The following is a 26,237-nucleotide window of genomic DNA, read 5'->3' on the forward strand; positions in this document are numbered from 1 at the left end:
AATATTGGGTGAATTGAAAGACATCGCTGAAAAAGTTAAGAAAGAGAAGATAACTAGAGATGCTATAATAATTGTTGGGAAAATTGTTAGGCCAGAGAGATATAAGGGACTAATTAGGTCTGCAGCTTACGATCCCTCTCACTATTCTGGCTTTAGGATCGCTGAAAATGTGGATAAGCTAAAGTATTTTGAGCTCAGATATTCGGTTGACAAAATCTTTGGCGAAGAGTACCTTAAGGAGCTAATGAAGGCTTATAAAAACGCTAGTCCAGAAGAAAAGAAGGCTATTGAAGAAAAGATTAAAAGAGTGTTGGAAGAAGCAAAGATTAATCCTAAACTAAGGGAGGAGGCTATAAAGTTAATTTCTTCTCACTAAAATACCATGCGGTAACCACGACTAAAAGCAATCCAATAATTCCCAGACTCACAGAAATCACCCCTTTTGTTTTAAATCCTAAATATATCATTCCGAAACCTAGAAGTTCTAGAATAATAAAGGGCAGTAAAATTTCCTTTTTCATATTCTTTGACAAAAACTCATCGTATTTATTTTTCTTCCAAAGCATTTCTGATCCTTTACATGATTTCTGTCAAATAGTTGAGGGAATAGCTATGATATTGCCTCTAACTTTTTCCAATTTTGGAAAAAGACTAAGTATATTAGTATTCTATCACATCATGCGGTAGTAAAATGTAAGTTTAGCTTTGAAGGATGCGAAAGGAAAATAAAAGAGCAAGTGACTAAGCTAGGTGAAACTGTGTTTTTTGAGAATGCTGAAGAAGTTAGTCTGCAACTATAAATGCAAAGTAATTTATTTCGGAAATCCAAGGGTTAGAACATTACTGATGCAAAAGAAAATAGAGATCTCTTATGACCTACCAAAGGGTTGCAATTTGGGAAAAAGGAGAGAGAAGTTTGTGGAATATAAGATGCCAAGTGAAATTACAAAAGAATATAACGTTGAGCAGATGTAACAAAAAGATGGATGAGTTCTTGTTATCTGTTATAGAACCGCTAGCAAGCTAATAGCAATTGCAACTGCCCCTAATACAAAGTCCGCAACATAAATGTTTCTCTTTTTTGCAAACCTAAGCAAAAGATCAATTGTAATTAAGCCAGTAATAAGCGCAGCGATAACGGCAATAGTAATTCCCTCGATACCTGCTAAAGAAACTACGTAGGAAATGTTCTTTTTTGTGAAAAGCAAAGTTGTCCCTACTGCACCTATTGCAGCTGGGATATAAGCTAAATAGGAGTATCTAAATGCATCCTCTGGTCTTACTCCTAGAAATAGCATTGTTGACACTGTCATCCCAGATCTGCTTACTCCGGGTAATGTGGCGAGTCCCTGAGCAAACCCAACTAGAATATAGTCCTTAATCTTTAACTCTTTGAATTCCTTAATCTTTATCCTTGAGAACCTAATATATAAGCCATCAAGAATTAATGCTATTCCGAGAAGCAACATTGGTATGCCAGGGTTATAGGCGTTTTCAAGTAGTTTATCAGAGATTATGTAAAGGGGAACTCCAACAATTCCAGTAACTAAAGTGACAACAACTAGGTAAGTCAAAAGCCTTCTGTCTTTAAAGACGTTTATTACATCTTTTCTGAAGTATATAAGCGCCGACCCTATCGAGCCCATTTCCATAAATAGTCCAAAAGTGTATGCTATAGCAATATCTAGTCCCAGAAGGAAGTGAGATGAAATTAGAACTTGGGTTTTGCTACTTATTGGTAGCCATTCCGATATTCCTTGAATTATTCTTAATTATAATTAATTTGATTAAATCCACCATTTTTATCACCATGCAGAGAGCAAAGCCAATTCTAACACAGTGGCATAAACAATTAGATCTGTTAAAGGTATTGATAATAAAAGGAGAAATGAGACTATCATGTGTCTTAGTCTTATCCCTTTTAAATACAAAAGTAAAGGCAAAAGGGGGAAGGGCGCATATAGCAGAGAAATAAAAACGCTAAGTATTGAAAGCAGAACAGACGTTATTATAATGAACAGCTTCATACTTTAACATAGCACGAGAAGAATTTAAGACTAACTTAAGTAAATTAAATAGAACTTTATAGCCTATATAGCTCTATTTAATTTATATTATACTCAATGATTTGGTCGCCTTTCACTAGAAAATATTTCGCATTCTTGTAAAGGTCGTAAAAGTACCTCAAGTTCTCTTCTTTATCGTCGTAAACCTCAATTTCCCCTTTAAAGAGCTGTATAATTTTAGCCTTCCATTCCTCATCTTTCATCTTCATCTCTTCATCATTCCTGCAAATAATTCCACTAACAATAACTCCGTAAGAAAGCAAAGAGAAATCAACATAAGGCCTAACAGAGCAATGCCTAGCTGTTAATACAAAGACAAGGTTCCCTTCACTTACCTTATTTTTTATGTAGTTTATCATTGTGAGGTTAGGTTTTGCCAGATGGCTGTACTTTGTATAAGCCAATGAGTAAATAGCGCTTTTTCCTTCCCTTTTCATCTTTCTTATTTCCTTTTCATCTAGATCTAATCCCCACAATTCTTTTGCTGAAGCTTTAATGCATTCGCTTGTGTCAAAGAGTGTATTGTCATAATCAACTAGAAGTATTTTCATGCCAGAAAATGATACTTGCAAAAAATAAAATTTATAGTTTCAAAATGTAGCTTGAATCATTTTTATACTTCAATTTAAATAATATTTTGGGCAGGGCCTAAGATCAGTGAAGAGTGGTCCGAGAACTGAATTAATGATGAGGGAAACGCCATTTCAAAAGAAAAGCTAATATTGAAAATGCTAAAAGTTATTAGTAATAACAAGTTCTAACTGATGAATTCATGAAAAATACGTAAAAGATTCATAAGTAGTTCTGGTGTAATGAAAAGCTAGACGACTATAAATACTATTACAATAGAAAGTTGTTAGTACGATTTATGCTTAAATCTTTTACTATGTGAAACAATTATTTTAATTTGTCTTCCTTATAAAGTATATGACTTTCGTAAAGTACTCGGGGAAGTTCTATAGGCTGATACATCCTAGGCCAACGATAATATTGGCAACTTTATGCCCTAACAACAGAGTTAATTTAATGCCTGCAAGTTGGAATATGCCAGTAAGTGAAGAGCCAGAAACTATTGCTGTTTCTGTCTTCAAAGAGACCTTCACTTATGAGTGCCTAAACTATCACGACGAGGTTACTATTAACGTCTCTGGACCCGAATTGCTAGACTTAACTTACGCTTTAGGTTCTGTTAGCGGAAGGGATGTAGATAAAGTAGAAAAGTTTAAGGTCAAGTTGATAGAAAGTGAAAAAGTTAAAGTCCCTGGAATGAGGGATGCAATAGCGATTTATGAAGCCAAGACTATTAACAAAATAGACGTAGGGGAGTGTGGCCTTTTCGTCTTCCAAGTGTTAGTCACGAAAGTTAAGGAAGGCATAGCTGATGAGTACGGCTTACTCCTAGATAAGACTAATTTACTGTTGCATAATGCGGGAAGGGTGTTTCACACTGTAAATCCAAGAAAGCTATTTGCGAAAAAGAGCTAGTAATATGATGAAAGACAAAACGAAGGATCGATAGGCATCGACTTAAATCTCTTTCTATCGATTTCGATATATCGAAAGATTTAAATTTATTACTATCGATTTCGATACTATGAGTGAGTTAATAGCAAAGCAAAAAGGTAGACTTAGAAATATTGTACTTTGGCTACTTTGGCAGTCTCCAAGAAGGGGTATTGACCTCATTGACGATATATATAAAATGTCATGGGGATGGTGGAAACCATCACCAGGTTCAGTTTACCCGCTCTTAAATAAGATGGTTGAAGAAGGAGTAATTGAGAGGCTTAATGATGGAAAATACAAAATTACTGAAAAAGGGATTACAGAGATAAAAGACTTTCTTCCAGTTAGATATTCTGGGAGTATTGAAGACTCAATCCAAGAATTAGAAGGTCTTTCCGAGTATTTCAAGGAAGTAGACAAGGATAAGCTTCATCCTTACAAGGAAAGAGTACTTAACGCTATTAAGGAAATTGAGAAGGTGGTGTTAAATGCGTGATGTTATTATAAAGGCAATAAACTTGACAAAGATGTTTGGTAAATTCGTTGCTGTAGATCACATTAACTTTGAGGTATATGACGGTGAGATTTTTGGATTTTTAGGGCCTAATGGGGCTGGAAAATCAACAACAATAAAGATGCTGACAACTGTACTTAGACCTACTGAAGGTACAGCTATTGTTAACGGCTATGACATAATAAAGGATCCAGCCCACGTTAGACAGTCTATTGGTGTTGTTCCTCAAGAGTATACAGCTGACGAGGACTTAACTGGTATGGAAAACATTATGATGATGGCAGGACTTTATGGAATACCAAAGAGTGTAGCTAAAGAAAGAGCAAAAGAATTGCTTGACATGGTTGAGTTATCTTTTGCAGCAAATAGAAAAGTCTCAACTTACTCTGGAGGAATGAGAAGAAGATTAGAAATAGCAATGTCCTTAGTTAGCAGACCAAAAGTTTTGTTTTTAGATGAACCAACAATTGGTTTAGACGCTCAGACTAGAGCTGCAATATGGCAGTACATTACAAAGCTGAAAGATGAATATGACATGACAATATTTGTCACTACTCACTATTTAGAGGAAGCTGACATGTATGGAGATAGGATAGCAATAATTGATAAGGGTAAGATCTTGGCTATTGGATCTCCTAAAGAACTAAAAGAAAGAGTTGGAGGAGATGTAATTTCCTTGAAGACAACTAATGATGAAGAAGCGTTGAAAATTATTTCAAGTATTACTGACGACATACTTGAGGTTAAAAAAATGGAAGATGGAATAAGAATAAAAGTTAAGGAAGGGGAGGAAAAAGCCCCTCTCATTCTTGAGTCGCTATTAAGAAACGGAATTAAGGTGACTAGGATGTCCATAACAGAACCCACAATGGATGAGGTATATATGGAAATAACTGGTAGAAGAATAAGAGATGAGGAAGGTAGTTCACAAGAAATGTTTGCATTTAGGAGAACTTTAAGGAGGGCGAGGGGATAGATATGCAGGAAGTCGAGAGGAAAGAAGAGAAGAGGGAAGAAGAAAGAAGGAATTTATCACCCTATCATGGTCTATGGACTTTAACATCTAGAGAGTTAAAGAAATGGTATAAAGCCCCCGTTATCTTATTGCTTTCTATCATACAGCCAATCTTTTGGATAGCACTATTTGGGAAGGCAATGAATTTAGGGGGACTTTTCACAGGTACTGCAATCAGTATTCCCGGAGTAACAATACCAAAACAAGTGATTGATCAAATAGGGACTGAAATACTTAAGCAAACTTTTGGGACAACTGATTACTTCTCTTACCTAGCTGCAGGCATGTTATCTTTCATAGTGCTATTTACTTCAATGCAAAGTGGTATGTCAGTTGTTTGGGACAGAAGGCTCGGTGTTTTAGATAGGTTGTTAACTACTCCAGTAGCGAGAGGAAATATACTAATGGCAAAGATACTCAACTCAGTGATTAGGTCATTAGTTCAAGCGACCATAGTCCTTGCTGCTGCTGTACTGCTGGGGATGACTTTTGCCCCCGGTATTAATATCATGGATTTCCTAGGTGCCTACGGTGCATTATTCTTAATGTCTTTCGGTTTATCAGCGTTATTCTTATTATTAGCACTCAGAGCCAGTGACTGGCAATCACAAATGGCAATAATGAATTTGCTTAATTTACCACTACTGTTCACTAGCAACGCATTCTATCCTATAAAGGAGATGCCAAGCTGGTTAAAACCAATAGCTTATGTTAATCCACTAACGTACTCTAATGGTGCTATAAGAGGACTCTTACTAGGGATTCCAACGAATCTCACTATTGACTTCCTTTATCTAGGTCTGTTTGCAGTAATCTTATCTGCAATTGGAATAGTATTATCATGGAGATATCTGTCAACGTGATGAGCTTGACCGGGGATGAGTGATGATATAAAAGGAAAAAAGGTACTGAGATTTTTTATTTAGATTTTTATCTTGATGGAGTTTTTGTACATCAATAAAATATATCTGAGGAGATTATTACTTTGCCTATAAGACGTTATCTTATTTTTAATTTCATACTATTGAAATAGTTTTCTTTAACTAAAAGTTGTTTGGGTTGCTTTCCTAATTATTTGTATAAGGGTATCATCTCACTACAGCAGTAACCTATTTAGACATTTTATGAATATGGATTTATCTAATTCATTTTACAAGGGAAAATAAATCAAGGATAAATCGAATTCAGTAAGGCCAGGTTCACGTCATCTGTCTTATACTGGCGGTCTCATCATTAGAATAAAATAGATTAACTCAAATTAAAATGTTTTTGGATCAGCGATAATTCACTTCAGTCTTTAAAAGCAATTCATGTTTATGACTAACATTTAGAAGTATAATCTGAAACAATCGGATGGTACCCTTTAACAAGTAGATTATTGAAATAATTTTATTTCTAAAATAAAATTAAAAAACATTAGCTTTAACGAAAACATCTTGACTTATAAAGGGGAAGATAATGATTCATTCACTGTGCACGCTATTAATCTGCAGACCTCTTTACCATTCTCCACTCTGCATTCATATAAACCATAGTTCGTAGGACAGAAGTATGTCTGTTTTACAGTGTAGTACCTGCCTATCATAAAAGAGAATATGATATTCATATATATAAACTTTTGTTAATCTGTATATAAAAGTATATATTTACATTTTTTCGAAAAAAACTAAAATGGGAAATCATCTATCCAAAAGGCTGTGTTAGTAAAATCATCTAATACACCGAATTGTACAATAGCAGGTTTACTCACTTTGAAAGTTGTTATACCATGTTCCTTGTGAGTTACTATGATGTCTTGCTCTCTCAAAAGAACTATGAAAGGATTATTTACAACCACGAACCTATTATCAGGTGGCACTAAGACCCCCGTTACTTGGACTAAGTGAGGGGAAGAGTAATGACCGTAAATAAGTTTTAGCCTTTCTTCTTTTTCTACTACAAATCTCTTAAAATCCTCAACCATTGCTGATAATTTAGGATAATATAAGCTCTCTACATTAGCCGGTATTCTGCTTAACCCTAAAATTTCCTTTATCTTACTGTTTATCTCTTTTTTTATTTTATTTAACTCATCAAATTTATTCTGTGGCGTTTTCTTTAGCTTAATTTGAGCCATACTTCTCCTCATTATTTGGTCGATTTCCTCTCTGACTCTGAGGAGCCTTTGTGCTTTTTCAATATTCTCATCCCCAGAAAGCTTTAACCTTATAAACTCCTCCCATAAACCCCTCCTTATAAAGTGATTACCAAAGTCCCTATAATAAGATAAATAGTTAAAGAGCTTTTCTAATGAAGAGAATGCCTTTTCAACTCTCATTGCTAAGTCTCCTTGAAGTCTTATTGTCTGCATTGATCTTATGGTATCAACTTCCCATCTATGATGGGTAAAGCCCATCATTTTTCTTAACTCCTTTTCACTAAGTTTTTCTGACATAGTTCTAGGAATTATTGGGATTCCACGTGTAAAGATTTTTTGGGTAGTATCATCAATTCCAAGAACGTATAAGGTGCGAGGTGCTTGAAAAGTTACGTAATCCCCTATTCTTTTGCGTGTGGAAGAATATGTTAGAGCAATACTTCCACGGAAATAATGATCTTCCGAAAGAAAACAGTCTTCTTTACCCTTTAGCTTTTCTGGGTCATTATAAAGTAAGTTTTTGCAATCTTCCATAAAGTAATACTAAGCAGTAATATTTATAAACATTTTTTTACATGAGGAAGTAATCTCATCTCTTATATCATTTCTGCTCAACTTGTCAACCTCTTTTGATAGTCTTATCTCCCAACTCTCTCTTTCATACTCTGATTTTATCATCACCCAGGCGTTGATTAAGCTTCTGCTGATCCAGTCGTCAATGCTTACATCGTAGGGGTAACGAGTTTTTTCTAAAAACGAGAAAAGGGAATTTAACTCCTCTTCGTTTGCTCTTCTTGCCTTCCAAAGGATTTTTCTGTTACCAACGTAACGTTCACCTTTTCCCGGGATAAGAACAAGACCCATCGCCCCCTTTATTCTGTATGTCGCTGTATCAACACTGTCAGCATTAAAGAATATTTTCCTCATAAATGGGGAACCTGCACCTAAAACGTGAACCTTTTTCACTGCTTTTCTAACATAATGATACGTGTAAATAATGAACTTCCTCCCACCCTTTAGCGTTGGTGGGACTATTCCACCAAAAGCAACAGTGTCTGTGTACTGAGTGTAGAAATCAATCGCCTTATCAATGTCTTCCGTGTTGTAAGCGTGAATTACTGGGATTACGTCTATTTCTTTTTCATGAAAATACTCAAAATGCTTAAAGTTTCTCTCATCAACGCTTTCACATGGCATGGATGGAATATCAAGGTTTATGTATGAATGGGCATTAAGCACTTTATATTTCTTTTCAATTTGTTCAACATTTAGAGGAATTCCTCTTTTCATTATTTGGTAACCGCCAGAGTCAACCCAAGTCTGATTATCCCACGGTACAGAGTCCCACCTGAGTTGATTAATCATAATAGGAGTATTAAACTCCCATACTGGTACTTTGAGGTCTTGTACTCCTAGAAAAATGTCCATACTGGAAGTTAGTAATACCAGGTTTAAAGGTATTACTAAAATAATATCTTCGAAGAGATCAAATAAATTTACACTCTTGATTCAGTCAGTGTTATAAAAGCAAGATTATATATACTCTTTATGAAATGCCCTCCTTTAAGTGGAGAACGAGTCGTTAAACGTGATGGCGAAGACCCCTTTAAACACCCTGTAGTGAAAAAGTGGCACGAAATTCTTCTTAATGAGTGGAAATCCTACAAGGATTTTGCAGTTCTTCTTCCTTGTACTTCTGTAAAACCATATCACTTATCACCCTCTCACAAAATAGCTTATTCTATAATGAGAGGATATGAAAACTTAGTCCAATTTTATTCTGTTTCTGAGCCTATGCTTCTAGTTCCTAGAGAATATGAAGACTGCTATCCTTTTAATTCGTATGACTATCCTCCATCTTTAATGACTAGTGAAGAAAAAGAGGAATTCGTGGAATTATTAAGCAAAGCCCTTTTAAAAATATCAACAATGCATAAAGTCATTGTTGGGGTATTACCAAAGCATCATTTTGCCATAACTAAAAGAGCATCAGAGCTGGTTAATGTAAAAATAGAGCTTTATCCTTATGGCAGGTTGGCTTTCAAGTCTATTTCTCAAGTTCTAAATAATGTTAAAGAAAGAATAAATGGATTAACGTCTCCTTAAAAGATTTTATTTAAAAGAGATCGAGGTCATAATACCGTTACCAAAAATAATATATACTCTAGAGAGAATATTGCTTGAGAACATGAAGTCACGTTATATCATTTTACTGGGGCTCTTAAGCGGTATGGTAAGCTTCTTTCTATTTATGAGCCTTGACTTTTACTTCTTCCTAGACGGTTTAGCAAGAATTTGGTTTACACCTATAAACATGTTTATATTACCTGTTGTAGTAGCTCTTGTAGTCACGAATGTAGTAGCACACAAGTTGTCCTTTAGTGAGAAAATATATAGTAATGTGATCTCTGGGTTGACAGCCTATGTAGGTTCTATGTTAATCTTATCTATTATCGAAAGTATAGCTCTATCTTTAAGACCTTGATTTTTTAATAAAAAAGGCTTTCTGTATTTTTAATTTGTTAAGTTAGAATTAACTACTTCCATACCCTCCACCACCGGGTGTTTCAATTATAACTTCATCACCTTCATTTAAGTCAACAGTAAACTTACTCTTCATCTCAATTTTTTCTCCTCCTTTTATTATCGTAACTTTTCCAGGCTTACCGTTCTTTCCTCCTTTTAAGCCCCATGGAGAAGTCTTAAACCTATCAGCCAAAATTGAGAGCTTAGTTGGTGAAAGGACTTTAAAGCTTCTCACAACTCCATCTCCACCTTTATATTTGCCTTCTCCTCCACTTCCATACCTAATTTTATAGGAGGTAAACAGAAGAGGGTAGTTCATTTCAGCAACCTCAATTGGAGTGTTGAGAGTGTTAGTCATATTTGTGTGGACTGCTGAGACACCATCTTCAGTAGGTCTAGCACCACTACCACCAGCAATAGTTTCGTAATAAGACCAATATCTCCCGTTATAAATCCCACCCATCATTACGTTCATCATAGTGCCAGAGCTAGCAGCTGGAATGTGTGACAAAAACTTTGATAAAGCAAGGAAAGTCACATCAGCAACTCTCTGTGACGTCTCCACATTACCTCCACCGACTGCTGACGGCTTCCTAGGGTTAACTAAAGACCCTTCCTCAGCATTAACTTCTATCAAAGAGTAAAAACCGTCGTTTGTAGGGAAGTCCTTGTTCAATGCGGAACGAATAGCAAAAGAGACAGAAGAATAAGTCACCCCTAGGACTGCGTTTAAGGGACCCTCAATCTGTTTATGAGTGCCAGAGAAGTCAGCTATTATTTTATCTTTTCTGACGTGTAAATGCAGAGTTATATTTAGTAGTTCGTCTTCCCACTCCAGATAGTCCTCAGCTTCATAAACACCTTCTTTCCAGCCATGTTTACTTACAATCTCTCTAGTGTAGTTTATTGCTTTATCCCAACTTTCAAGGACTTCCATAACCCCGTACTTATCAAAGAGTTCCTTAACTCTCTCTACACCCACCCTGTTGGCTGAGAGTTGAGCTTGTAAATCTCCCAAGGAAACGTCTGGCATCTTAAAGTTTTCTTTAACTATCTTCAGAACGTCTTGAGAGAATTTCATAGGCGGAATAACGATCCCTTCCTCATAAATTGTCTTAGCATTAGGATTTATACTCCCTGGTATAGGGCCACCAACATCAACGTGATGAGCTTTGTTTATTACATAACCTAGAAGTTTAGAGTGATAGTAAATAGGGGTAACAATTCCAACGTCATTTAAATGGGTACCAGAAATATATGGGTCGTTGAAGATTAACGATTCCCCTTCATTTAACTCTATGTTCTGTTTAACCAAGTTGTTTACAGCAATCTTGAAAGATCCTAAGTGAACTGGGATATGCTCAGCTTGAGCAACAATTCTTCCTTCAGCATCAACTACTGCACAGCTGTGATCCATTCTCTCCCTTATATTTGGGGATAGAGCAGATTTTTTGAGCATCACTCCCATTTCTTCAGCAATGAAGACTGTTGCCTTATTTATTACCTCCCAACTAACCATATTAACCACCTTTAGAGATACGGATAAAATAGTTTTCTAGTATTTCAAAACTCCATCCATCTGGAATTAGAGTAGTTGAGCTATACTCCTCTATTATTGCAGGTCCTTTTCCTTTGAAACCTTTAGGCAAAGTCTCTCTAATGAAGACGGGGGTCGTAACCCAATCGTCAAAATACACCTTTCTTTCCTCTTTTTTCTTTATTTCGCCAGAGGTGCTAAAAACAATTTCAGGCTTTTTCATTCTCTTTATTGCAAAAACTCTTACATTAACGATCTCGATGTCGTTTGGAAGAGTAAAACCATAAACTGCTTTATGTCTTTCCTCAAAGTTTCTCCTAATATTACCATCAGCAGAAACTGTCAATTCCCATCCTTGACCCTTATATCTGACATCAGCGTAATGAAGGAAATAGTCTGGGGAAACCTTTTTCTTTAACTCTTGCTCCAAAAGACGTATAGCTGATGAAATGTCCTTGGGATAAGCCATTCTAGCTTCAAACTTTTGATCAGCCATTAGCATTGCTAAAGCACTGAATAAACCCGGGTAGACTGGAACTAGAATCTCCCTAATTCCTAGTTCCTCCGCTATTTCCACTGCAAACTGTGGCCCTCCACCACCAAACGCAAATAAAGTAAAAGTTGATGGATCTAGACCTCTTTCGACAGTAACAAACCTAATTGCTCTAGCCATTTCAAGTGTGGCTAAACGTAATGCCTCTCTAGACACTTCAATTGGGTCTTCAAGCCTAGAAAGACCTTTTAATGCCAGTTCCTTGTTTAGTTTCATTCCTCCAGAAAGTAATTCTTCTCCAATTCTTCCCAAAACTAGGTTAGCGTCAGTTAACGTAGGTTTATCTCCACCCTTATTATAGCACATTGGCCCCGGATCAGCACCAGCACTCAAAGGCCCTATATTTAGAGCTCCTCCTTCATCAACCCATATTATTGTACCTCCACCTGCAGAAACTTCTGCTAGGTCTACGAAGGGGAACCTGACTGGATAACCAGATCCCTTTATTATCCTACCGTGGTGAGTTTTACCACCAACTTCATATTCGCTTGTAATTTCAATTTCCTCGTCAACAATTGACCCAGCTTTTGCAGTAGTCCCTCCCATATCAAAACTTATAGCATTTTTAATTCCAAGTTCATCTGCAAAATACTTTACTCCAATAACTCCTGCAGCAGGCCCAGATTCAATTATTTGTACTGGTCTTCTCATTGCCTCTTCAGAGTCTATTAAACCACCAGAACTTGCCATTATGAAGAATTCTTTTGGTTTTATTTCTCTCTTAAGGGATTCAACGTATTTACTAACTAGGGGCATTAACATAACGTTAATGACTGTAGTCGTTGTTCTCTCATATTCCCTTTGTTCTGGGGAAACTTCGTGGGAGGCTGAAACATATTTTACGAAATGTGAAGCAATGTCTTTTGCAATTTTCTCGTTTGTTGGGTTAATGTAGGAGTGAAGGAAAACTATTGCTACTCCTTCCACATTAAGTCCTTTTAATTTCTCTTCTATTTCTCTTTTGTCAACTCTTTTCAGAATTTTGCCATCAGCAGTTACCCTTTCGTCAATTTCAATCCTTAAATCTCTTGGGACTAGGGGCTTTGGTTTTTTGAAATAAAGGTTATAAAGCTCTGGCCTATTTTGCCTACCAATCTCGATGATGTCCGAAAATCCTTTGGTAGTTAAAAGAGCAACTCTAGGAAGTTCTAGATTGACTTGACCTAAAAGGGCATTAGTAGCTATTGTAGTTGCGTGGACAAGGGTTATTTCCTCATTTATCTTTAGCTCTTCAATCCCTCTTTTAACGCCAATTTCTGGATTTCTTGGGGTTGAAAGGCCTTTGTAAACTATAATTTCACCGTCATCTTTAACTCCTATAATGTCTGTAAATGTCCCTCCGATATCTACTGCTAAAAGCATAAAAAAGTGTCGTTAATCCATTTTAAAAACCTTAAAGTGGTAAAAGTGAAAAATGATTAACAAAAAATATATAGTGTCAGTTAGTTTTAATATTATGATATGATAGCAAAGATTTATGTTAAAATAGGCCCTAACTATATCAAAATTGATGAAATGGAGATTAAAGATTTAGATGAGGTCTTCAAAGAGTGGAAAGATGTTTATGTCGAGGTATTTGATGATAACGGAAACCTTGTTTTTGATGACTGGATATGAAAAGATTGCTCTAAACTTTAACTTAATTCTACACATAAACTTTTCGTTATCATACAGCCTATTAGTACAAAAATAAAATTAGCTTATCATCAACCAAGGATCTATTGGGGTTTGATTGAACTTCTTTTTTGTCTTCTTCTCAACGGCTATAAAGACTGCAGGCAAAGCTCCAGTACTTCCTGCTTTCCCAACACTCCTACTTTTTGAAAGGTAATTGTGAAGGAAATTCAATGTGTTTAGTCTCAACTCTCAACTGCGCTTCTAATGCAGTTGGAACTCCACAATCAGCAATTGAAGCGCACAACGGAATTCCCTTTCATCATACCTCATAGCCTCAAGAGTTACTTGAGAAACTCCTTGCAATACTCCACCAACAATTTGTCCTTCAACCTCCTCAGCATTCAAAACCCTTCCAACGTCATCTACTGCGTAGTATTCCAAAACCTTGATCTTGCCAGTCTCATCAACATCAACAACTGCAACATGAGCGCCAGGGGCAAAGACATCATCAGCCTTATAAAACACCTCTACTTTAACACCTTCAAACTTTTTCAAGTATTCCTCGTTTAATTTGTCAATATCAACCAAAAACGTCTATCCCACAAAGAGTTTGTCATAGAAAATTTTTAAATATTTAAATCTTAAAATATTATTTATAGACTTCTATCTTAACTATGGAAGCTCGGCAACACAACGATTCTAAGGGTGTTTCTACTATATTCTTAATTTGAATTTCCCTTTAATGTTCGTTCTTATAATTTGTCTTTTACATATTTTTTAAAAACACATCCAGTTCGCGGGATAATTCTTCTGCAGTTTTTTGATCATAGTAACTACACGACGATATTAAACCTCCCAAGCGTATTGTTTCTACCTTAGCCTCTTGGTATAATTGATATAATTGGAAATGAAGAGATGATTCTTTAGAACTTAAGCTAGCCAGTTCTTTTAAGAGTTCTAAGCATTCTTCTTCATACATTCTGTCGCCTTCCGCTGAAGCCTGTAAATCCTCTCCAGGTCCTTCCTTACTTCTTCTATTTCCTTCTCTATCATTTCTATCTCCCTCTTCTTCTTCTCTATCCTCCTCTTTTAACTCCTTTTCTTTTGAACAAGCTATCATTCCACCCCTATCATAAAACTGCAATTATCAGAGCGACTATTAGTGCCACGACTATGTAGATAATATACCAGCTAATAGAGCTGTTTATTAACCCCCTCGCAAAGATTCTACCGAATTTTCTAATTGCTCCAGCAAGTTTATACATATATTCCCAGAATACATCTAAACCATAAGCTGGGAGGAATTTCTGTTCCTCCTCTTCAACTCTAAGGATTTTCCTTAGCATCAACCTAATGTTATTTGCCATTCCAAAAGCAGTATACTCTTCTTGTTCATTTACTCCATTATTCCAAGTCTCTGTTTTTCTTATTCTCGGTTTACCGAATGCGATATAGGCCACAATTGAAAATGTTGTAATGAGTATTGCAACGTAAAGTGGTGATATTCCTCCAAAAGTGGATTGTCCATACGTTGTAAGGATTAAAGTCTTACTTAACATTCCTAAAATTGACCCGGAGTTAGAGTAGGGGTAAACAGCGTATGTCAGTGTAAAGCCTAGTATAAGCACTAGTACTCCTGCTAGTACTATTGGAATTCTTTTTACTGGGCTTACGTGCTCTTTTGCATTTCTAAATAAAGAAAGATAATTTATGTATCTTACTAGCATTGCTGTTGCAAAGCCTTCTCCCATCGCTATTATTGCCCCAGAAGCTATGAAGACTGTTGAAACCACGTTGTGAAGAAGGTATGATAACATAAAGAGGTTCTGAAGTAGCGACCATGTAGCTACCCCACCTAAATTTGGCAATAGCCCAGACATGGAGGAAGCAAGTAAGACTAGCCCAACTTCAACATTTCTCATCTTCTTAGCATAAGTAATACTCTGCCCTTCTTGTAGACCTGCAGATAAAAACAGACCAGTTTTAGCTATAGAGTGAGCAAAAGCATAAAGCAAAACAATTACAATAGCTATGTTCTCAATTTCCGTCATTTGAAGTTGCTTTGTAATCATGAGTAAACTTAGAGCTACTAGTATTGCACCATTGTTTTCTATTGTACTAAAGCCCAGTATCCCTTTTATGTTCTCATTAACGTAGGCATAAAGAGCTCCAAAAAATACTGTAAAAGCTCCAATCCCCATTAGAATAACCGAAAATATCTCTGGAATTTGAAGAGTTAAGGTAGTCATTTTGAATATTCCGAATACTCCCATTAGTGTCATTGTCGCGCTCAACACAGCAGATAAATTTGATGGAGCTGTACCGTGAGCAATGGGTAACCATTCGGTTACTAAGAAAGGAAAAATTCCCATCTTAATCATAAATCCAAATGTGGCTATAATTAAGGGGATAGGACTGACTAAGTTAGTGAACTCAAAAGTCCCTGTCATGCTACTGGCAATTATGAAAGACGATAGGATAAGTGCTGTGCTGAACTCACTGAACGCCATAAAGACGAATGCTGGTCTGAACTCTTTTCTAACCAAACCTATTGCAATATAAGAAGGTATTGTCATTATTTCCCAGCCAGCTAAAAAAGAGAGGTAATTAGTGGACTCGAGAATAATAACCATGCCTAGTATAGTGGTTGAGTACAATGGGGAAAGCCATTTGCCATAATTGTCATACTCTATTGAGAAAATGGAAGATAATAACCACACTGAAGACGCTATTATGGAGAACATCGATGTTGTATCATATTGGTAAATTGAGAGAGCAAGGAAAATTCCCGATGAGATTGCAACTAGTATGTATCCTGTTTTCTTGTTAAATACAGAGACTAAAGCAGAAATTGAAAATAGTGTAAGGATTAAAACTTGGGTAATCATTTTCCTTTCACCTTAACGAGTGCTTCAAGAATTGTGTATGGGTTTGGCGGACATCCAGAAATTTCAACTACAGCATCTAATGGGATTCCATTTCCTATAATTCCTCCAGATATTGCGCAAGCCCCTAAAAGGATTATAAGTTTTGGTTCTGGCATTGCCTCATAAGCCCTTTTTATAACCTCTCTCATTTTTTCAGTTATAACGCCCATTACAATTAGTGCATCTGCGTGCCTTGGAGTATTTGTAAAGAATATACCAAATCTGGTCATATCATATTCTGGGGCAGATATTAGTTTTAGTTCCATGTTGCACCCCCCACAAGTGCCAGAATCGACTGAGTATAGGTAAAATGACTTACGGAACAGTGGTTGAGTAGTTTTTACGTCATAGATGTTGGAATTTAGGTTAGGCTTGTAATTAGGATAACATCTCCTACAAAATATGCATCTCTCTTTAATCCATTTCCCGTCTTCAATGGCATTGGTAGGACAATTGACTGACCCTTTGCCCTCTATCTCAGTACTCCATTCTGCAATGTCTTTAGGGTATTTTTCCGTCATAATCCCTTTTCTTAAACCTTTGATAAACCACCAGTTTTTCATTTTAACACAGCCCCCAATTCACTTATCCATATTCCAAAACTTTCCCAATTAAATGGAAAATCTGTAAATATTGTACCAATTACGCTCTTTAAGAATAGACTGAGGTTTTTATAAGATGGAGTAAAAGAGGAGATTGATTTAACAACCCCGTTCTCTATTTTCACGTGATAAGCTAAATCCCCAGATGGGCTTTCAACCCTAGCTAATCCTTCTCCTTGTTTTGAGCTAACTTTTGTTCCCTCCTTCTCCTTTTTCTCCCTTAATCTACTACTTAGTTCTATCAATATCCTAGAAGATTCGAGAACTTCATATCCTCTAACTAAAAATCTTCCAAATGAGTCTGCTTCATCAGTATTTATAGTTTTAAAACTGAAATCGCTATAAGGTAAAGCTCCGAAATCTTTTCTTGCATCGTAACTGAAGCCAGAAGCTCTAGCTGCAGGTCCTATACTGTTTTCATCTTTTATTTTACCATTGCTCTGGAGCCTATCTATGAAAATCCTACTCTCTTGTAAGCCTTCAAACATTTGTTTAAACTCATTTGCTATATCCACTATCTCTACTAGCTTCTCAAAGTTACAGTTTACTTCATTGAGTGAATTTACCCCAAAGAAATACCTATGCCCACACATCTTACCTATAAGTCTGTTGGTTTTTTCTACTAAGTGTAAAAGATGGTAAGTAGGGACGTTAAGGGATGCGGTTTCCGTTAGCCTAGATATAACAAACAAGTGATTTCTTATCCTCTCTAGCTCTAGTTCAGCCATTCTTCTTAGTTGGACATCATAGTCTTGCTCTATCTCTAATGCGTCCTCTACAGCTAATAGAAATGTTATAGAATGGGATGCGGTAAAGGGAGCATTTATTCTATCTATTCTCAGTAGGGCATCCTCAACGGACAACCCAGTTACTTGAATCTCCCTTGTTTTATAGGGTTCTGCAGATATACCTTTTATCCTCTCACCATCGGTGAATACGTTGAACTTTATGGACTCTAGTAAACCTCCAGCGGAAGGCCCGTATACAAACTTGAATAAGCCATAAGCTTGAGGTGAAGGGTATTCAAACTTTTCGTCACACTTCTCTTCTGTCACACTTTTCTCGTAAAGGCAATAGTTTCCTATTTTACCTATCCTTCTTCCCTCTCCTTTGTCGGACCATTTATAGTATCTCACTGTATCACCCCTAATGCAAGTAAAACTAACCCTAAGACAAGTGGGACAAGCGAAGAAACAAGAGAGGTTAAGGAAAGCATTAGCGGTTCCTCTTTTTTCTCCTCATCTCCCCTCTGCTTGCTAAAGATCATCTTACTTACGTTATAGTTTATTGAAATGAAAGCAGTCGCTAGAGACAGAATTAATATAATAAACTCCGTGATATACCCTTGTTGAACTAACGTTTGGAGAATTAGGAACTCACCTATGAAAGTGGCAAAAGGTGGTGTTCCGGTAACTGCAAGAGAGGAAAGAAGTAGTGATGCTGAAGTGAGTTTAAACTTGTGTAACCCGGTTATATTGTCTATCCTTTTTTCTTTCAGCCATTTTAATACAACTCCGCTGGAGTAAAAAGCCCCTGCTTTTCCAAATGCATGGGCAAAAAGCAATATTAGTGCACCAATAGGCTGTCCAATTGCTAGACCTATTAAAGCCAAGTTCATATTCTCGATAGTCGAATAAGCAAACATTCTCTTTATATGCCACTGATAAGTGAGAATAATTGCAACTGTAACTATTGAAACTACTCCGAACCATGTGAAAACAATGGGCAACGGATCTACTTGATATACTCTAAACAAGACATAAAGGGCAGATGGTAATAGTGCACCTGAGGACAGTGCACTAAAAGTAGAAGGCGCTTCGCCATATGCATCTGGTAACCAAGTGTACATTGGGAAGACCCCAACCTTTGTACCAAAACCTATTAATCCTAACATAACTGCAAGCCTTGTTACTATGTTGTCCTCTGGTCTGCTTATGATATCGCTAGCTGTTAACGTGTGGTACTGATAGTAAATTAGTATAACCGAGAAAAGAGCTATAGTGACCCCTGCTGAAACTATGAGTATATACCTCCAAGTAGCCTCTAATGAAGTATCTGAAGTCTCTATCGGTATTAAGAGAGCCGACGCCACAGTTGTAAGTTCTATTCCAACCCACATTAGTCCAAAGTCGTTAATTGTAACCACAAAAAGCATCGTGATAACGAAGAAGTTCATTAGTACATAATATAGTTTCTCATTGACTAATTTTCCTTTTTCTATGTATCTAGTAGAGTATACTGCAGACAAAAGATACATAGAGGCTATCATAACGAGGAAAATGGAATTAAACTTACTGATGAAGAAAATTCCAGTTACAGACTGCGGTACAAAGTAAAAGTATATACTTATTGCTAATGTTAATATCGCTGAAGCTATTGAGGCGATTTTTAATATCTTCAAGTTAAAAAATCCCAGATTTGCAAGTCCCGGAATAACTAATAACGCTAATTCAAGATACATTTTCTCACCCCTTTAACTCCTCAAGTGTTGAATGTTGAGGCTTTTCTAGGACTAATATGGAAGAGATTACTACTATAGCAAGAACATCAAGAAAAACACTCACTTCTATTAGGAAAGGTATGGGAATAAGAAGTGAGCCAAATAAAATTAGTGAGTTCTCTTCCTCAATATAACCTAATATCTGTGATATTGTGCTCTTTCTTGAAAGAATCAAGAATAGACCTTGGAAGAAAAGAATAAAAGAGAACACTAGTAATAATGGGTTTACTTCTGTAACTAAATAAGCTTTTTGTAGTATCAGATAATACACTATAATTACAGTGATTATAAAGAATACAAGATCTAGTACTAGCTCAGACGCTACTCCTCTAGTACTCTCTCTTAAACCCGGTTTCCTCTTCAAGCCTCTAAGTAAGAAAAACGTGATAAGTATAGATCTAAGAAAAACAACAGCTACTCCTAGGAGTATGTAATCTAAAGAACGAAACTCATAACCAAGGTAAAAGGCCAATACTGATATTAATGCTGACTGAATAGCCTGACCGTATATTTGGGGCTTTAGATAAGCTTGACCTTGTATATAAAACGCTGAAACAATTATTGAGGCTAAAATTGTTTCCAAGACTTCTACGTTCATCGATTACCACCCAATAGAATAGTTAAAATTAAGGAAAGTATCGAAAGCAGAAACGCTACTGTAAGAAAATCTTGAACCTTAAATAATCTTAGTTTTGCAAGTGTAGTATCTATTATAACTGCTATAAAAATTAAGACAAGCCATTTCCCGAACATTATTCCGACATATGCTATTGCACCTATTGCCCCTTCTTGCATAAACCATGGAAATATGAATACATTAAGTAACACAGAACCTAGTAAGTACTGTTTAATAGTAGAACCCCACTTCAGTATTGCAAGAAGCTTTCCGCTGTATTCATAAAGTAACCCATCATCTATCATACCAAACTCGCTTAGCCCACTACTCTCTACCGGTAATTTTCCCGTTTCAAACAGCCAAAGCATGAAAAATGCAACTGAAACGAAGATATGGTCTAATTGGAGATAATGAGAAGGACTTTGTGATATATAATCAAGCGTGACGTAGGGGTTATTTGTACCAGTTATTAATGCCACTCCAAAAAAGACTGTAATTAGGGTAGCTTCGGAGATGAAAGTAAATGACAGTATTCTACTTACCCCTAACGCTACAAAGTTGCTTCCGCTCTCTAAAGACCCAACTATTTTAAGAAAGGCTGCTAATGAAAATAGTATTGCTCCTCCTAAGAAGTCTACAGTAGGAGTAAATAGGATTGGTGAGGGATAAACTATTGGAATAACAAATGAGATTAGAGTGTAAATCCCAAATACTATATAAGGTGTATAAATGAAAAGAGAAGAGGCATCAGTTGAAATAACAACCTCTTTTTTCAACAGCTTAAAGATATCATAATAAGGTTGGAAAATACTAGGGCCTTTACGTCCAACTACTATAGCTTTAAACCTTTCGTAAATACCTTGATATAATGGAGAGAGGAAAAGTACTGCAAGTACTTGGATTAATGTTTCAATTACTATTTGGGTTTCATCTGACGCCATACTTCCCACCATATATTAGAGAAGTAGGCGTCATCAGCCCCTATCATTCAATCAAGAGGCGGTTTGGGGATTTCAACCCCAGGGGGACGCCATCCCCTTAAGCGTTGCGATTAATAGTTGTACAAAAGCATTTTAAAGTTGTTGCTCATTAAATTGTTTTAAAGTAAATTATAATTAGAGAACTCTTTTTAGCGTAACGTAAGGCATCTTATCGGATTTTATCCAATATTAGATTTTTATCACTACATATATCGAATATAGTTAAGTGGCTAACATTTTTAAGTAAAGAGCAATAGAATAATATCGATGATGAGCCCAGCTCACATGAATGGATGAAGACGAGTACGATTGCTGAACCCAATTTATTTTGTTATAGTCTACGTGAATAATTCTACAACAATAATCAAGACACTCTTCCTAGTTTTCTACTCGCAACGGACTCGGTTATGAAACAGTTTTCGTTTTTAGAATATATAAAAACTAACTTAAGATAAGAGATACTAAATTAGTTTTAATGTCGACTATTCATTCGTAAGATCAACTTTCAACCACTAGAATTCCTTGATATTTTGTGGAACTGAAATAGAGTTATAAGCCCGAAAATCAGTTTGTAGATATAGTGTAAACTTTCTCTAAATGAATACTCTTAATGATAGTATGGCTTGACTAGATATTCGGATACTCCCTTGGTAATTTCTCACTCTTGTTTTTGTCCTCAACCCAGAATTTGTACAATTTCTTCAGCAGTTGGTCTTTTGTAAGGGTCTACAGACAAAGAGCTTATAATCACTTTCTTTAATTCCTCTGGAGTGTTTGGAGGAAAAGTTAACTTCACGTTCTGAAGAATTTCTTTTGCATTTTTCAATTCTTGTAACGCACTTGCAGGGTTTCCAGCAAGAATATGGTCAATAGCATTTGATAATAAAGTTGCGTGGGGTAAGTCGGACATCGTTAATAGTTTGTAAGCCGTCATTCCTAAAGCGAAAATATCCATAGCGGGTTTTGCTCCTCTTCTGAAAACTACAGCCTCTATTTGCTCCGGTGGGCAGTACTCTGGTGTAGCTTGAAATGGAACAGTCCTAGCTCTAACAGCACTACCTAAATCACCTAGCTTAACATTTATCCTCTTCAGAACCTCTTCACCGTAGTTACCCACTTCGTCAGCAAAGAAGATATTTTTAGGCTTAATATCCAAGTGCACGAACCCGTTTTTATGAAGGATTAAAAGTGCCTTAGCTGTCTCCAAAGTAAGTTTTTTCACGATTAAAGGCCAATAAACTGAGTTTACAACATTTTGCTTTTTCGTTAGATCGTCTGCAGTCCCTCCTTTCATGAACTCCATAATAATTGCAGGAGGTGAGTTCAAGTAAACTGACAGTTCCCCCCTCAAAATGTCTTTTATGTTAAATTCATCAAAGTAAACTCCGTAAAGTCTGACGAAATAGTTCTCGTTCTTAGCAGATATTTCCTTTAGTGTGCCAGCTTCCTTGAATATTTCCTCAATATAATTTAAAGCGCTTATCGTAACTGTCCTTTTCCCCTTCTCGTTCTCAAGCCTCACAACTTTTATCGCAACAGCTTTTCCTTCTCGTTCTCCCTTTAATACATACCCATTACTCCCTTCTCCTATCACAGCAGTGATTAAATAGTCGTAAAGCTTTCTACCAATCCATAATTTGGGGTCCCAGGTTTTTCTCTTAAGCATTTCATGGGTTATTTCTTCCTTCAGCCTCATTGCACTCTTGCTATTTGGATCAAGCCTTAAAGCTTCTTCTACCTCTTTTAGTGCCTCACCATATCTTCCTAAGAAATATAATGCCCTAGCTTTGTTTTCATGATAGATTGGGTCGTAAGGATAGAATTGAATAGCTTTATCAAAGTCTTCAACAGCTAGGGAGTATTCTCGTTTACTGAGTAATGTCATTCCCCTTGTGTTATATTGTTCAGCTAAAATCTTGTCAAACACGTAGTTATTTTATTCTTACCAGCTTTATTTATTATTCTCATTTCTCAGTTTACCACAGAAAGCCTTGCCCTTTAGGGCAGGGAGAAGTTGGCTTATAACTCGTTGCTATCCTTGAATCTCAAAGACGCTTTTCCCTCTATAAAGACAGTGTTAGCCTACAATCTCAATTAACTATCTCTTTTAGAAACTCAACGAACTTCTTTTCTCCTTCACCTTCTGGACGTACATTATCGATTATCGGAACCCTTGAGTCTTCAATCCCTTTTTTAATTGGTTTCATAGATACCACAACTGAATTTTCCGTTTGTAGTAACTCCATGTAGGGAATTACTTGAGAGTAGATATCTTTTTCCCAATACTTAATGTCACTATATTTAGCTTCTATCAACAACTTAACCTTTATCCCCTTTTTACCCATATCCTCACAGCTCAGAACGTCATCCATTATAACAATGTCCGGTCGAAGTGGTAGCCTAGCAGTTTTTCTTCCCTCAAAAAACTTTTCCACCCTCTCGAAATACTCTTTCATTACCTCACTCCTTCTTAGTTTTCCTCCACATATTTCTGCTGGTCTCATATCAAAGTCATACCATATTGAGTACTTTTTAGAAATAACAGCGATAGGAGTTGTTTGATTAAATTTGAAGTTAATATAGTCCAACTTGTCCTTGTAAGCCTCAATTATTTTAGTCAAAAGCCACATATGATAAATCTCTTTAGTTAGAGTCTCCAGGCTCTTCTGCCTAGCCTTATCACTATAAGGGATTAGGAATGAGATGGGGTAGGAAGTACTGCTGTCTTTTATTTGGCACTGAAGGAGTGGTGATAAACTAGTTATTTGTGACAACGGCATCCTGCTGAGAAGTGAAACAGTACGTAAGATATCAGCATTAGGGTTATGTGCCTCCAATAGTTGAGGATAGATTTCATAAAAGAACACTTTAAGCTCCTTTATCATGGGTAAATAGTACTCCCTCCACTCGCCTCTTACATATCTTTTTTCCTCTTCTGTAAGGAATGTGAAGTCTAAGTTGTTTAAATAGGAGTAGCTTTCACCCCTAACTCCCTTGTTGCCAGGGATAAGAGAGCTTCTAGCAAGAGCATCTACATCAGCAACTACGATTTCACAAGTAAATGAAGTAGTTGAGGAGGAAATCATGACTATCTCTTTTCCTTTTAAAGCTTCGCTATCAACCTCATATTCCACAACGTCGTCTCCCTCGTTTTTAGTTAAAGCGTAAGAGGAAAGAGGTTTGAGTAGATTACCTTCTATAACGTAATAGTAAGTTCCACCTCTAAAGCCTGAATGGTTCTCTAATACTCTAACCATCATAATTGAGATAAATATCTACTGGGGCACTTATAAGTCTGATTAAAATTAAACCAGAGTTAGATTATAAATGTAAGTAAAGAAAAATATTAAGCTTTATAAACTAAAAATTGATTAGAATAATTTAATACAAAGATAGTGAAGTCGACTCTTAATTCAAAGCTCAAGTAACCATAATTTATTTAGGAAAGCTGTAACAAATCTTTATCAGCTTTAGTAAAATAGTTTTAAATCTTAGAGTTAAAACAGCTCTGCAGAAAACCTCAACGATAAAAAGAATTACTTACTAGAAATATTCCCTTTATATTATGTGTAGGACTTTCTATGGTTAGACTCATTGTGGGTACTATAGCAAAAGTATGAGTTCAAAAATCTTATATTGTGGAAATAAAAAACAATTAACAGATTGAAAATGGAAACAAATAATCAAGTGTATTCTGAAAATAAAATGAAGAAAGGTGATATATTGCAAATATATACTGATGGGGCTTCAAGAGGAAATCCAGGCCCGTCCGCTTATGCATTCGTTTTTGTAAGTAAGAATGATAAACAAATTATTTACAAAGAAGCTGATTATTTAGGAGAGACGACAAATAATAAAGCAGAATATCAAGCAATTATTAACGCATTAGAAAGAGCTGTAGAATATACTAGAGGGGATATTGAAGTTTATTCAGATAGTGAATTGGCAATTAGACAAATTAACCGAGAATATAGAATTAGAAACAAAGAACTACAAAAGCTTTGTGATAGAGTTTATTCGTTAAAGGAGCGATATGCAAGTGTAAAATTTATTCATGTACCTCGGGAGAATGAATTTACAAGGATAGCGGATAAAATGTGTAATGAGGTTTTAAATGAAAAGATGGGGAAATCTTCTAAAAAACAGAAACTGAGTTAAAATAATCCAATACTCTCTTTTGAGATTGTTTTTGTAATATTCTGTTTTAGTCCTATGAAAGAAAGTTCTTTATTCAATATGGATATATGATTTACTTTAATTAATTCTTAGTATTCTTGTTCTTAGGATTTGGAGTAGCATCATTTATTCAAGATAATATATCCTAACTCTTAATTTGCTTTCTTATCACTTAAGGAAGAAGCTGTTAACTTTTTGTAATTTCTCTTATTTTTATGATCTTGTACAGTATTATAAGAGCTATGAAACCAATGAAGTCATCTAAAGGGATGCCTTTCGAAACAGTTAAATATTTGATAGGCGAAAATATATTTTGATAGATAAAGATGGAAAAACTCTATACGATGAAAGAAGCATCAGAGTTGCTCGGTGTTCATGTAAGAACTCTGCAGAAGTGGGATGAGGAAGGAAAAATACACTGTGTTAGGACTGTTGGTGGCAAACGCAGAGTCCCAGAGTCAGAGATTAAAAGGATTTTAGGATTACGTGAGGAGAGAAAAATAATTGGATACGCAAGAGTATCTTCTAATACTCAGAAAGATGATTTAGAGAGACAGATTGAAGCTATAACTCAGTATGCGAAAGAGCAAGGTTGGAATATCGAGATCCTCAAAGACATTGGCAGCGGACTGAATGAGGATAGAAAAAGCTTTCAAAAGCTACTCAAAATGGTCATGGACAAAGAAGTATCGAAAGTTATTGTCACTTATCCCGACAGACTGACAAGATTTGGTTTTAAAATTCTCCAGCAGTTCTTCCAGAGCTACGAGACTGAAATTATTGTGATAAATCAAGAGGAGAAGGAGCCAAGAGAGGAGTTAGTTGAGGACTTAATAACGATTATCTCCCACTTCGCAGGGAAAATCTATGGCATGAGGAGTCATAAGTACAAGGAGGTAGTCGAGGGTGCAAAAAGACTCCTACAAGATTCTTAGCTACAAGGTTAAGCATAACTACAATGTTGA

At 36.1% G+C, this 26,237-nt stretch carries 27 protein-coding genes, 2 pseudogenes and 1 riboswitch; of the genes and pseudogenes, 11 read left to right on the forward strand and 18 right to left on the reverse strand.

The window, feature by feature from the left end; genetic code table 11:
* Positions 1-376 (forward strand): annotated as a pseudogene (locus AC3OCB_RS04205) (precorrin-4 C(11)-methyltransferase); the annotation flags it as partial.
* On the opposite strand, the gene AC3OCB_RS04210 reads toward AC3OCB_RS04205, so the two are convergent.
* The gene (locus AC3OCB_RS04210; protein WP_498340973.1) at positions 351-566 is read right to left on the reverse strand and encodes a hypothetical protein; all 216 of its coding nucleotides are present in this window, start codon (positions 564-566) and stop codon (positions 351-353) included. The pseudogene AC3OCB_RS04205 and the gene AC3OCB_RS04210 overlap by 26 nt on opposite strands.
* Positions 567-750: 184 nt before the next feature.
* Here AC3OCB_RS04210 and AC3OCB_RS04215 point away from each other — a divergent pair, with 184 nt between their 5' ends.
* Positions 751-975, forward strand: coding sequence for a hypothetical protein (locus tag AC3OCB_RS04215; protein WP_498340974.1), 225 nt, complete (start codon positions 751-753; stop codon positions 973-975).
* A gap of 29 nt (positions 976-1,004) precedes the next feature.
* On the opposite strand, the gene AC3OCB_RS04220 is transcribed toward AC3OCB_RS04215, so the two are convergent.
* The 3 genes from AC3OCB_RS04220 to AC3OCB_RS04230 form a co-directional block, all read right to left on the reverse strand.
* Positions 1,005-1,766 carry an undecaprenyl-diphosphate phosphatase gene (locus tag AC3OCB_RS04220; protein WP_498341004.1) on the reverse strand — a complete coding sequence of 254 codons (762 nt, stop codon included), beginning with the start codon at positions 1,764-1,766 and terminating at the stop codon, positions 1,005-1,007.
* 39 nt (positions 1,767-1,805) lie between these two features.
* On the reverse strand, positions 1,806-2,027 hold the full coding sequence (locus AC3OCB_RS04225; protein ID WP_498340975.1) for a hypothetical protein: 222 nt from the start codon (positions 2,025-2,027) through the stop codon (positions 1,806-1,808).
* 77 nt (positions 2,028-2,104) lie between these two features.
* The gene (locus tag AC3OCB_RS04230; protein WP_498340977.1) at positions 2,105-2,617 is read right to left on the reverse strand and encodes a hypothetical protein; all 513 of its coding nucleotides are present in this window, start codon (positions 2,615-2,617) and stop codon (positions 2,105-2,107) included.
* A gap of 376 nt (positions 2,618-2,993) precedes the next feature.
* On the opposite strand from AC3OCB_RS04230, the gene AC3OCB_RS04235 reads away from it, so the two are divergent.
* The 4 genes from AC3OCB_RS04235 to AC3OCB_RS04250 all read left to right on the forward strand — a co-directional run bounded on the left by AC3OCB_RS04235 (position 2,994) and on the right by AC3OCB_RS04250 (position 5,964).
* Positions 2,994-3,551 carry a flavin reductase family protein gene (locus tag AC3OCB_RS04235; protein ID WP_498340978.1) on the forward strand — a complete coding sequence of 186 codons (558 nt, stop codon included), beginning with the start codon at positions 2,994-2,996 and terminating at the stop codon, positions 3,549-3,551.
* A gap of 109 nt (positions 3,552-3,660) precedes the next feature.
* On the forward strand, positions 3,661-4,068 hold the full coding sequence (locus AC3OCB_RS04240; RefSeq protein ID WP_498340980.1) for a PadR family transcriptional regulator: 408 nt from the start codon (positions 3,661-3,663) through the stop codon (positions 4,066-4,068).
* Positions 4,061-5,062 carry an ATP-binding cassette domain-containing protein gene (locus AC3OCB_RS04245; RefSeq protein WP_498340981.1) on the forward strand — a complete coding sequence of 334 codons (1,002 nt, stop codon included), beginning with the start codon at positions 4,061-4,063 and terminating at the stop codon, positions 5,060-5,062. The genes AC3OCB_RS04240 and AC3OCB_RS04245 overlap by 8 nt, the downstream gene beginning before the upstream one ends.
* Positions 5,063-5,064: 2 nt before the next feature.
* Positions 5,065-5,964 carry an ABC transporter permease gene (locus tag AC3OCB_RS04250; protein WP_498340982.1) on the forward strand — a complete coding sequence of 300 codons (900 nt, stop codon included), beginning with the start codon at positions 5,065-5,067 and terminating at the stop codon, positions 5,962-5,964.
* Positions 5,965-6,767: 803 nt separating this feature from the next.
* Here the strand turns inward: AC3OCB_RS04250 and AC3OCB_RS04255 are convergent.
* Together AC3OCB_RS04255 and AC3OCB_RS04260 are read right to left on the reverse strand one after the other, a co-directional pair.
* Complete coding sequence (locus tag AC3OCB_RS04255) at positions 6,768-7,772, reverse strand: hypothetical protein (protein WP_498340983.1); 1,005 nt, start codon at positions 7,770-7,772, stop codon at positions 6,768-6,770.
* 9 nt (positions 7,773-7,781) lie between these two features.
* Positions 7,782-8,666, reverse strand: coding sequence for a tRNA guanosine transglycosylase family protein (locus AC3OCB_RS04260; protein ID WP_498340985.1), 885 nt, complete (start codon positions 8,664-8,666; stop codon positions 7,782-7,784).
* Positions 8,667-8,786: 120 nt separating this feature from the next.
* Between AC3OCB_RS04260 and AC3OCB_RS04265 the strand changes: the two genes are divergently transcribed.
* Together AC3OCB_RS04265 and AC3OCB_RS04270 are read left to right on the forward strand one after the other, a co-directional pair.
* Complete coding sequence (locus tag AC3OCB_RS04265) at positions 8,787-9,344, forward strand: DUF5591 domain-containing protein (protein WP_498340986.1); 558 nt, start codon at positions 8,787-8,789, stop codon at positions 9,342-9,344.
* A 145-nt stretch (positions 9,345-9,489) separates the two neighbouring features.
* The gene (locus AC3OCB_RS04270; protein WP_498340988.1) at positions 9,490-9,723 is read left to right on the forward strand and encodes a hypothetical protein; all 234 of its coding nucleotides are present in this window, start codon (positions 9,490-9,492) and stop codon (positions 9,721-9,723) included.
* A 48-nt stretch (positions 9,724-9,771) separates the two neighbouring features.
* Here AC3OCB_RS04270 and AC3OCB_RS04275 read toward each other — a convergent pair whose 3' ends face one another.
* Together AC3OCB_RS04275 and AC3OCB_RS04280 are read right to left on the reverse strand one after the other, a co-directional pair.
* Positions 9,772-11,283, reverse strand: coding sequence for a hydantoinase B/oxoprolinase family protein (locus AC3OCB_RS04275; protein ID WP_498340989.1), 1,512 nt, complete (start codon positions 11,281-11,283; stop codon positions 9,772-9,774).
* A 1-nt stretch (position 11,284) separates the two neighbouring features.
* Entirely contained in the window at positions 11,285-13,216 is a 1,932-nt protein-coding gene (locus AC3OCB_RS04280; RefSeq protein ID WP_498340990.1) for a hydantoinase/oxoprolinase family protein, read from the reverse strand.
* A 99-nt stretch (positions 13,217-13,315) separates the two neighbouring features.
* Between AC3OCB_RS04280 and AC3OCB_RS04285 the strand changes: the two genes are divergently transcribed.
* Positions 13,316-13,471, forward strand: coding sequence for a hypothetical protein (locus AC3OCB_RS04285; RefSeq protein ID WP_498340992.1), 156 nt, complete (start codon positions 13,316-13,318; stop codon positions 13,469-13,471).
* A gap of 78 nt (positions 13,472-13,549) precedes the next feature.
* Here AC3OCB_RS04285 and AC3OCB_RS04290 read toward each other — a convergent pair.
* The 10 genes and pseudogenes from AC3OCB_RS04290 to AC3OCB_RS04335 form a co-directional block, all read right to left on the reverse strand.
* Positions 13,550-14,050, reverse strand: a pseudogene (locus AC3OCB_RS04290) (molybdopterin cofactor-binding domain-containing protein); the annotation flags it as partial.
* 187 nt (positions 14,051-14,237) lie between these two features.
* Entirely contained in the window at positions 14,238-14,591 is a 354-nt protein-coding gene (locus tag AC3OCB_RS04295) for a hypothetical protein (protein ID WP_498340993.1), read from the reverse strand.
* Positions 14,592-14,601: 10 nt separating this feature from the next.
* Positions 14,602-16,359, reverse strand: a complete 1,758-nt coding sequence (locus AC3OCB_RS04300) for a proton-conducting transporter transmembrane domain-containing protein (RefSeq protein WP_498340994.1) — start codon at positions 16,357-16,359, stop codon at positions 14,602-14,604.
* Entirely contained in the window at positions 16,356-16,961 is a 606-nt protein-coding gene (locus AC3OCB_RS04305) for an NADH-quinone oxidoreductase subunit B family protein (protein WP_498340995.1), read from the reverse strand. Before AC3OCB_RS04305 ends, AC3OCB_RS04300 begins: the two co-directional genes overlap by 4 nt.
* On the reverse strand, positions 16,958-18,136 hold the full coding sequence (locus AC3OCB_RS04310) for an NADH-quinone oxidoreductase subunit D-related protein (protein ID WP_498340996.1): 1,179 nt from the start codon (positions 18,134-18,136) through the stop codon (positions 16,958-16,960). Before AC3OCB_RS04310 ends, AC3OCB_RS04305 begins: the two co-directional genes overlap by 4 nt.
* Positions 18,133-19,461, reverse strand: coding sequence for a proton-conducting transporter transmembrane domain-containing protein (locus tag AC3OCB_RS04315; RefSeq protein WP_498340998.1), 1,329 nt, complete (start codon positions 19,459-19,461; stop codon positions 18,133-18,135). The genes AC3OCB_RS04310 and AC3OCB_RS04315 overlap by 4 nt, the downstream gene beginning before the upstream one ends.
* A 4-nt stretch (positions 19,462-19,465) precedes the next feature.
* Positions 19,466-20,098, reverse strand: coding sequence for a hydrogenase (locus tag AC3OCB_RS04320; RefSeq protein WP_498340999.1), 633 nt, complete (start codon positions 20,096-20,098; stop codon positions 19,466-19,468).
* Positions 20,095-21,057 (reverse strand): respiratory chain complex I subunit 1 family protein, encoded by a 963-nt coding sequence (locus tag AC3OCB_RS04325; RefSeq protein ID WP_498341000.1) that lies wholly within the window; start codon positions 21,055-21,057, stop codon positions 20,095-20,097. Before AC3OCB_RS04325 ends, AC3OCB_RS04320 begins: the two co-directional genes overlap by 4 nt.
* A 17-nt stretch (positions 21,058-21,074) precedes the next feature.
* A riboswitch (Fluoride riboswitch) is annotated at positions 21,075-21,163 on the reverse strand.
* A 609-nt stretch (positions 21,164-21,772) separates the two neighbouring features.
* Positions 21,773-23,023 (reverse strand): protein kinase domain-containing protein, encoded by a 1,251-nt coding sequence (locus AC3OCB_RS04330; protein WP_498341001.1) that lies wholly within the window; start codon positions 23,021-23,023, stop codon positions 21,773-21,775.
* Between the two features lie 163 nt (positions 23,024-23,186).
* Complete coding sequence (locus AC3OCB_RS04335; protein WP_498341002.1) at positions 23,187-24,356, reverse strand: hypothetical protein; 1,170 nt, start codon at positions 24,354-24,356, stop codon at positions 23,187-23,189.
* Positions 24,357-24,765: 409 nt separating this feature from the next.
* Here AC3OCB_RS04335 and AC3OCB_RS04340 point away from each other — a divergent pair, with 409 nt between their 5' ends.
* Entirely contained in the window at positions 24,766-25,254 is a 489-nt protein-coding gene (locus AC3OCB_RS04340; protein WP_498341005.1) for a ribonuclease HI family protein, read from the forward strand.
* A 344-nt stretch (positions 25,255-25,598) separates the two neighbouring features.
* On the forward strand, positions 25,599-26,207 hold the full coding sequence (locus AC3OCB_RS04345; RefSeq protein WP_498341003.1) for an IS607 family transposase: 609 nt from the start codon (positions 25,599-25,601) through the stop codon (positions 26,205-26,207).
* Positions 26,208-26,237 lie beyond the last annotated feature (30 nt).

Source organism: Sulfurisphaera sp., from assembly GCF_059755235.1.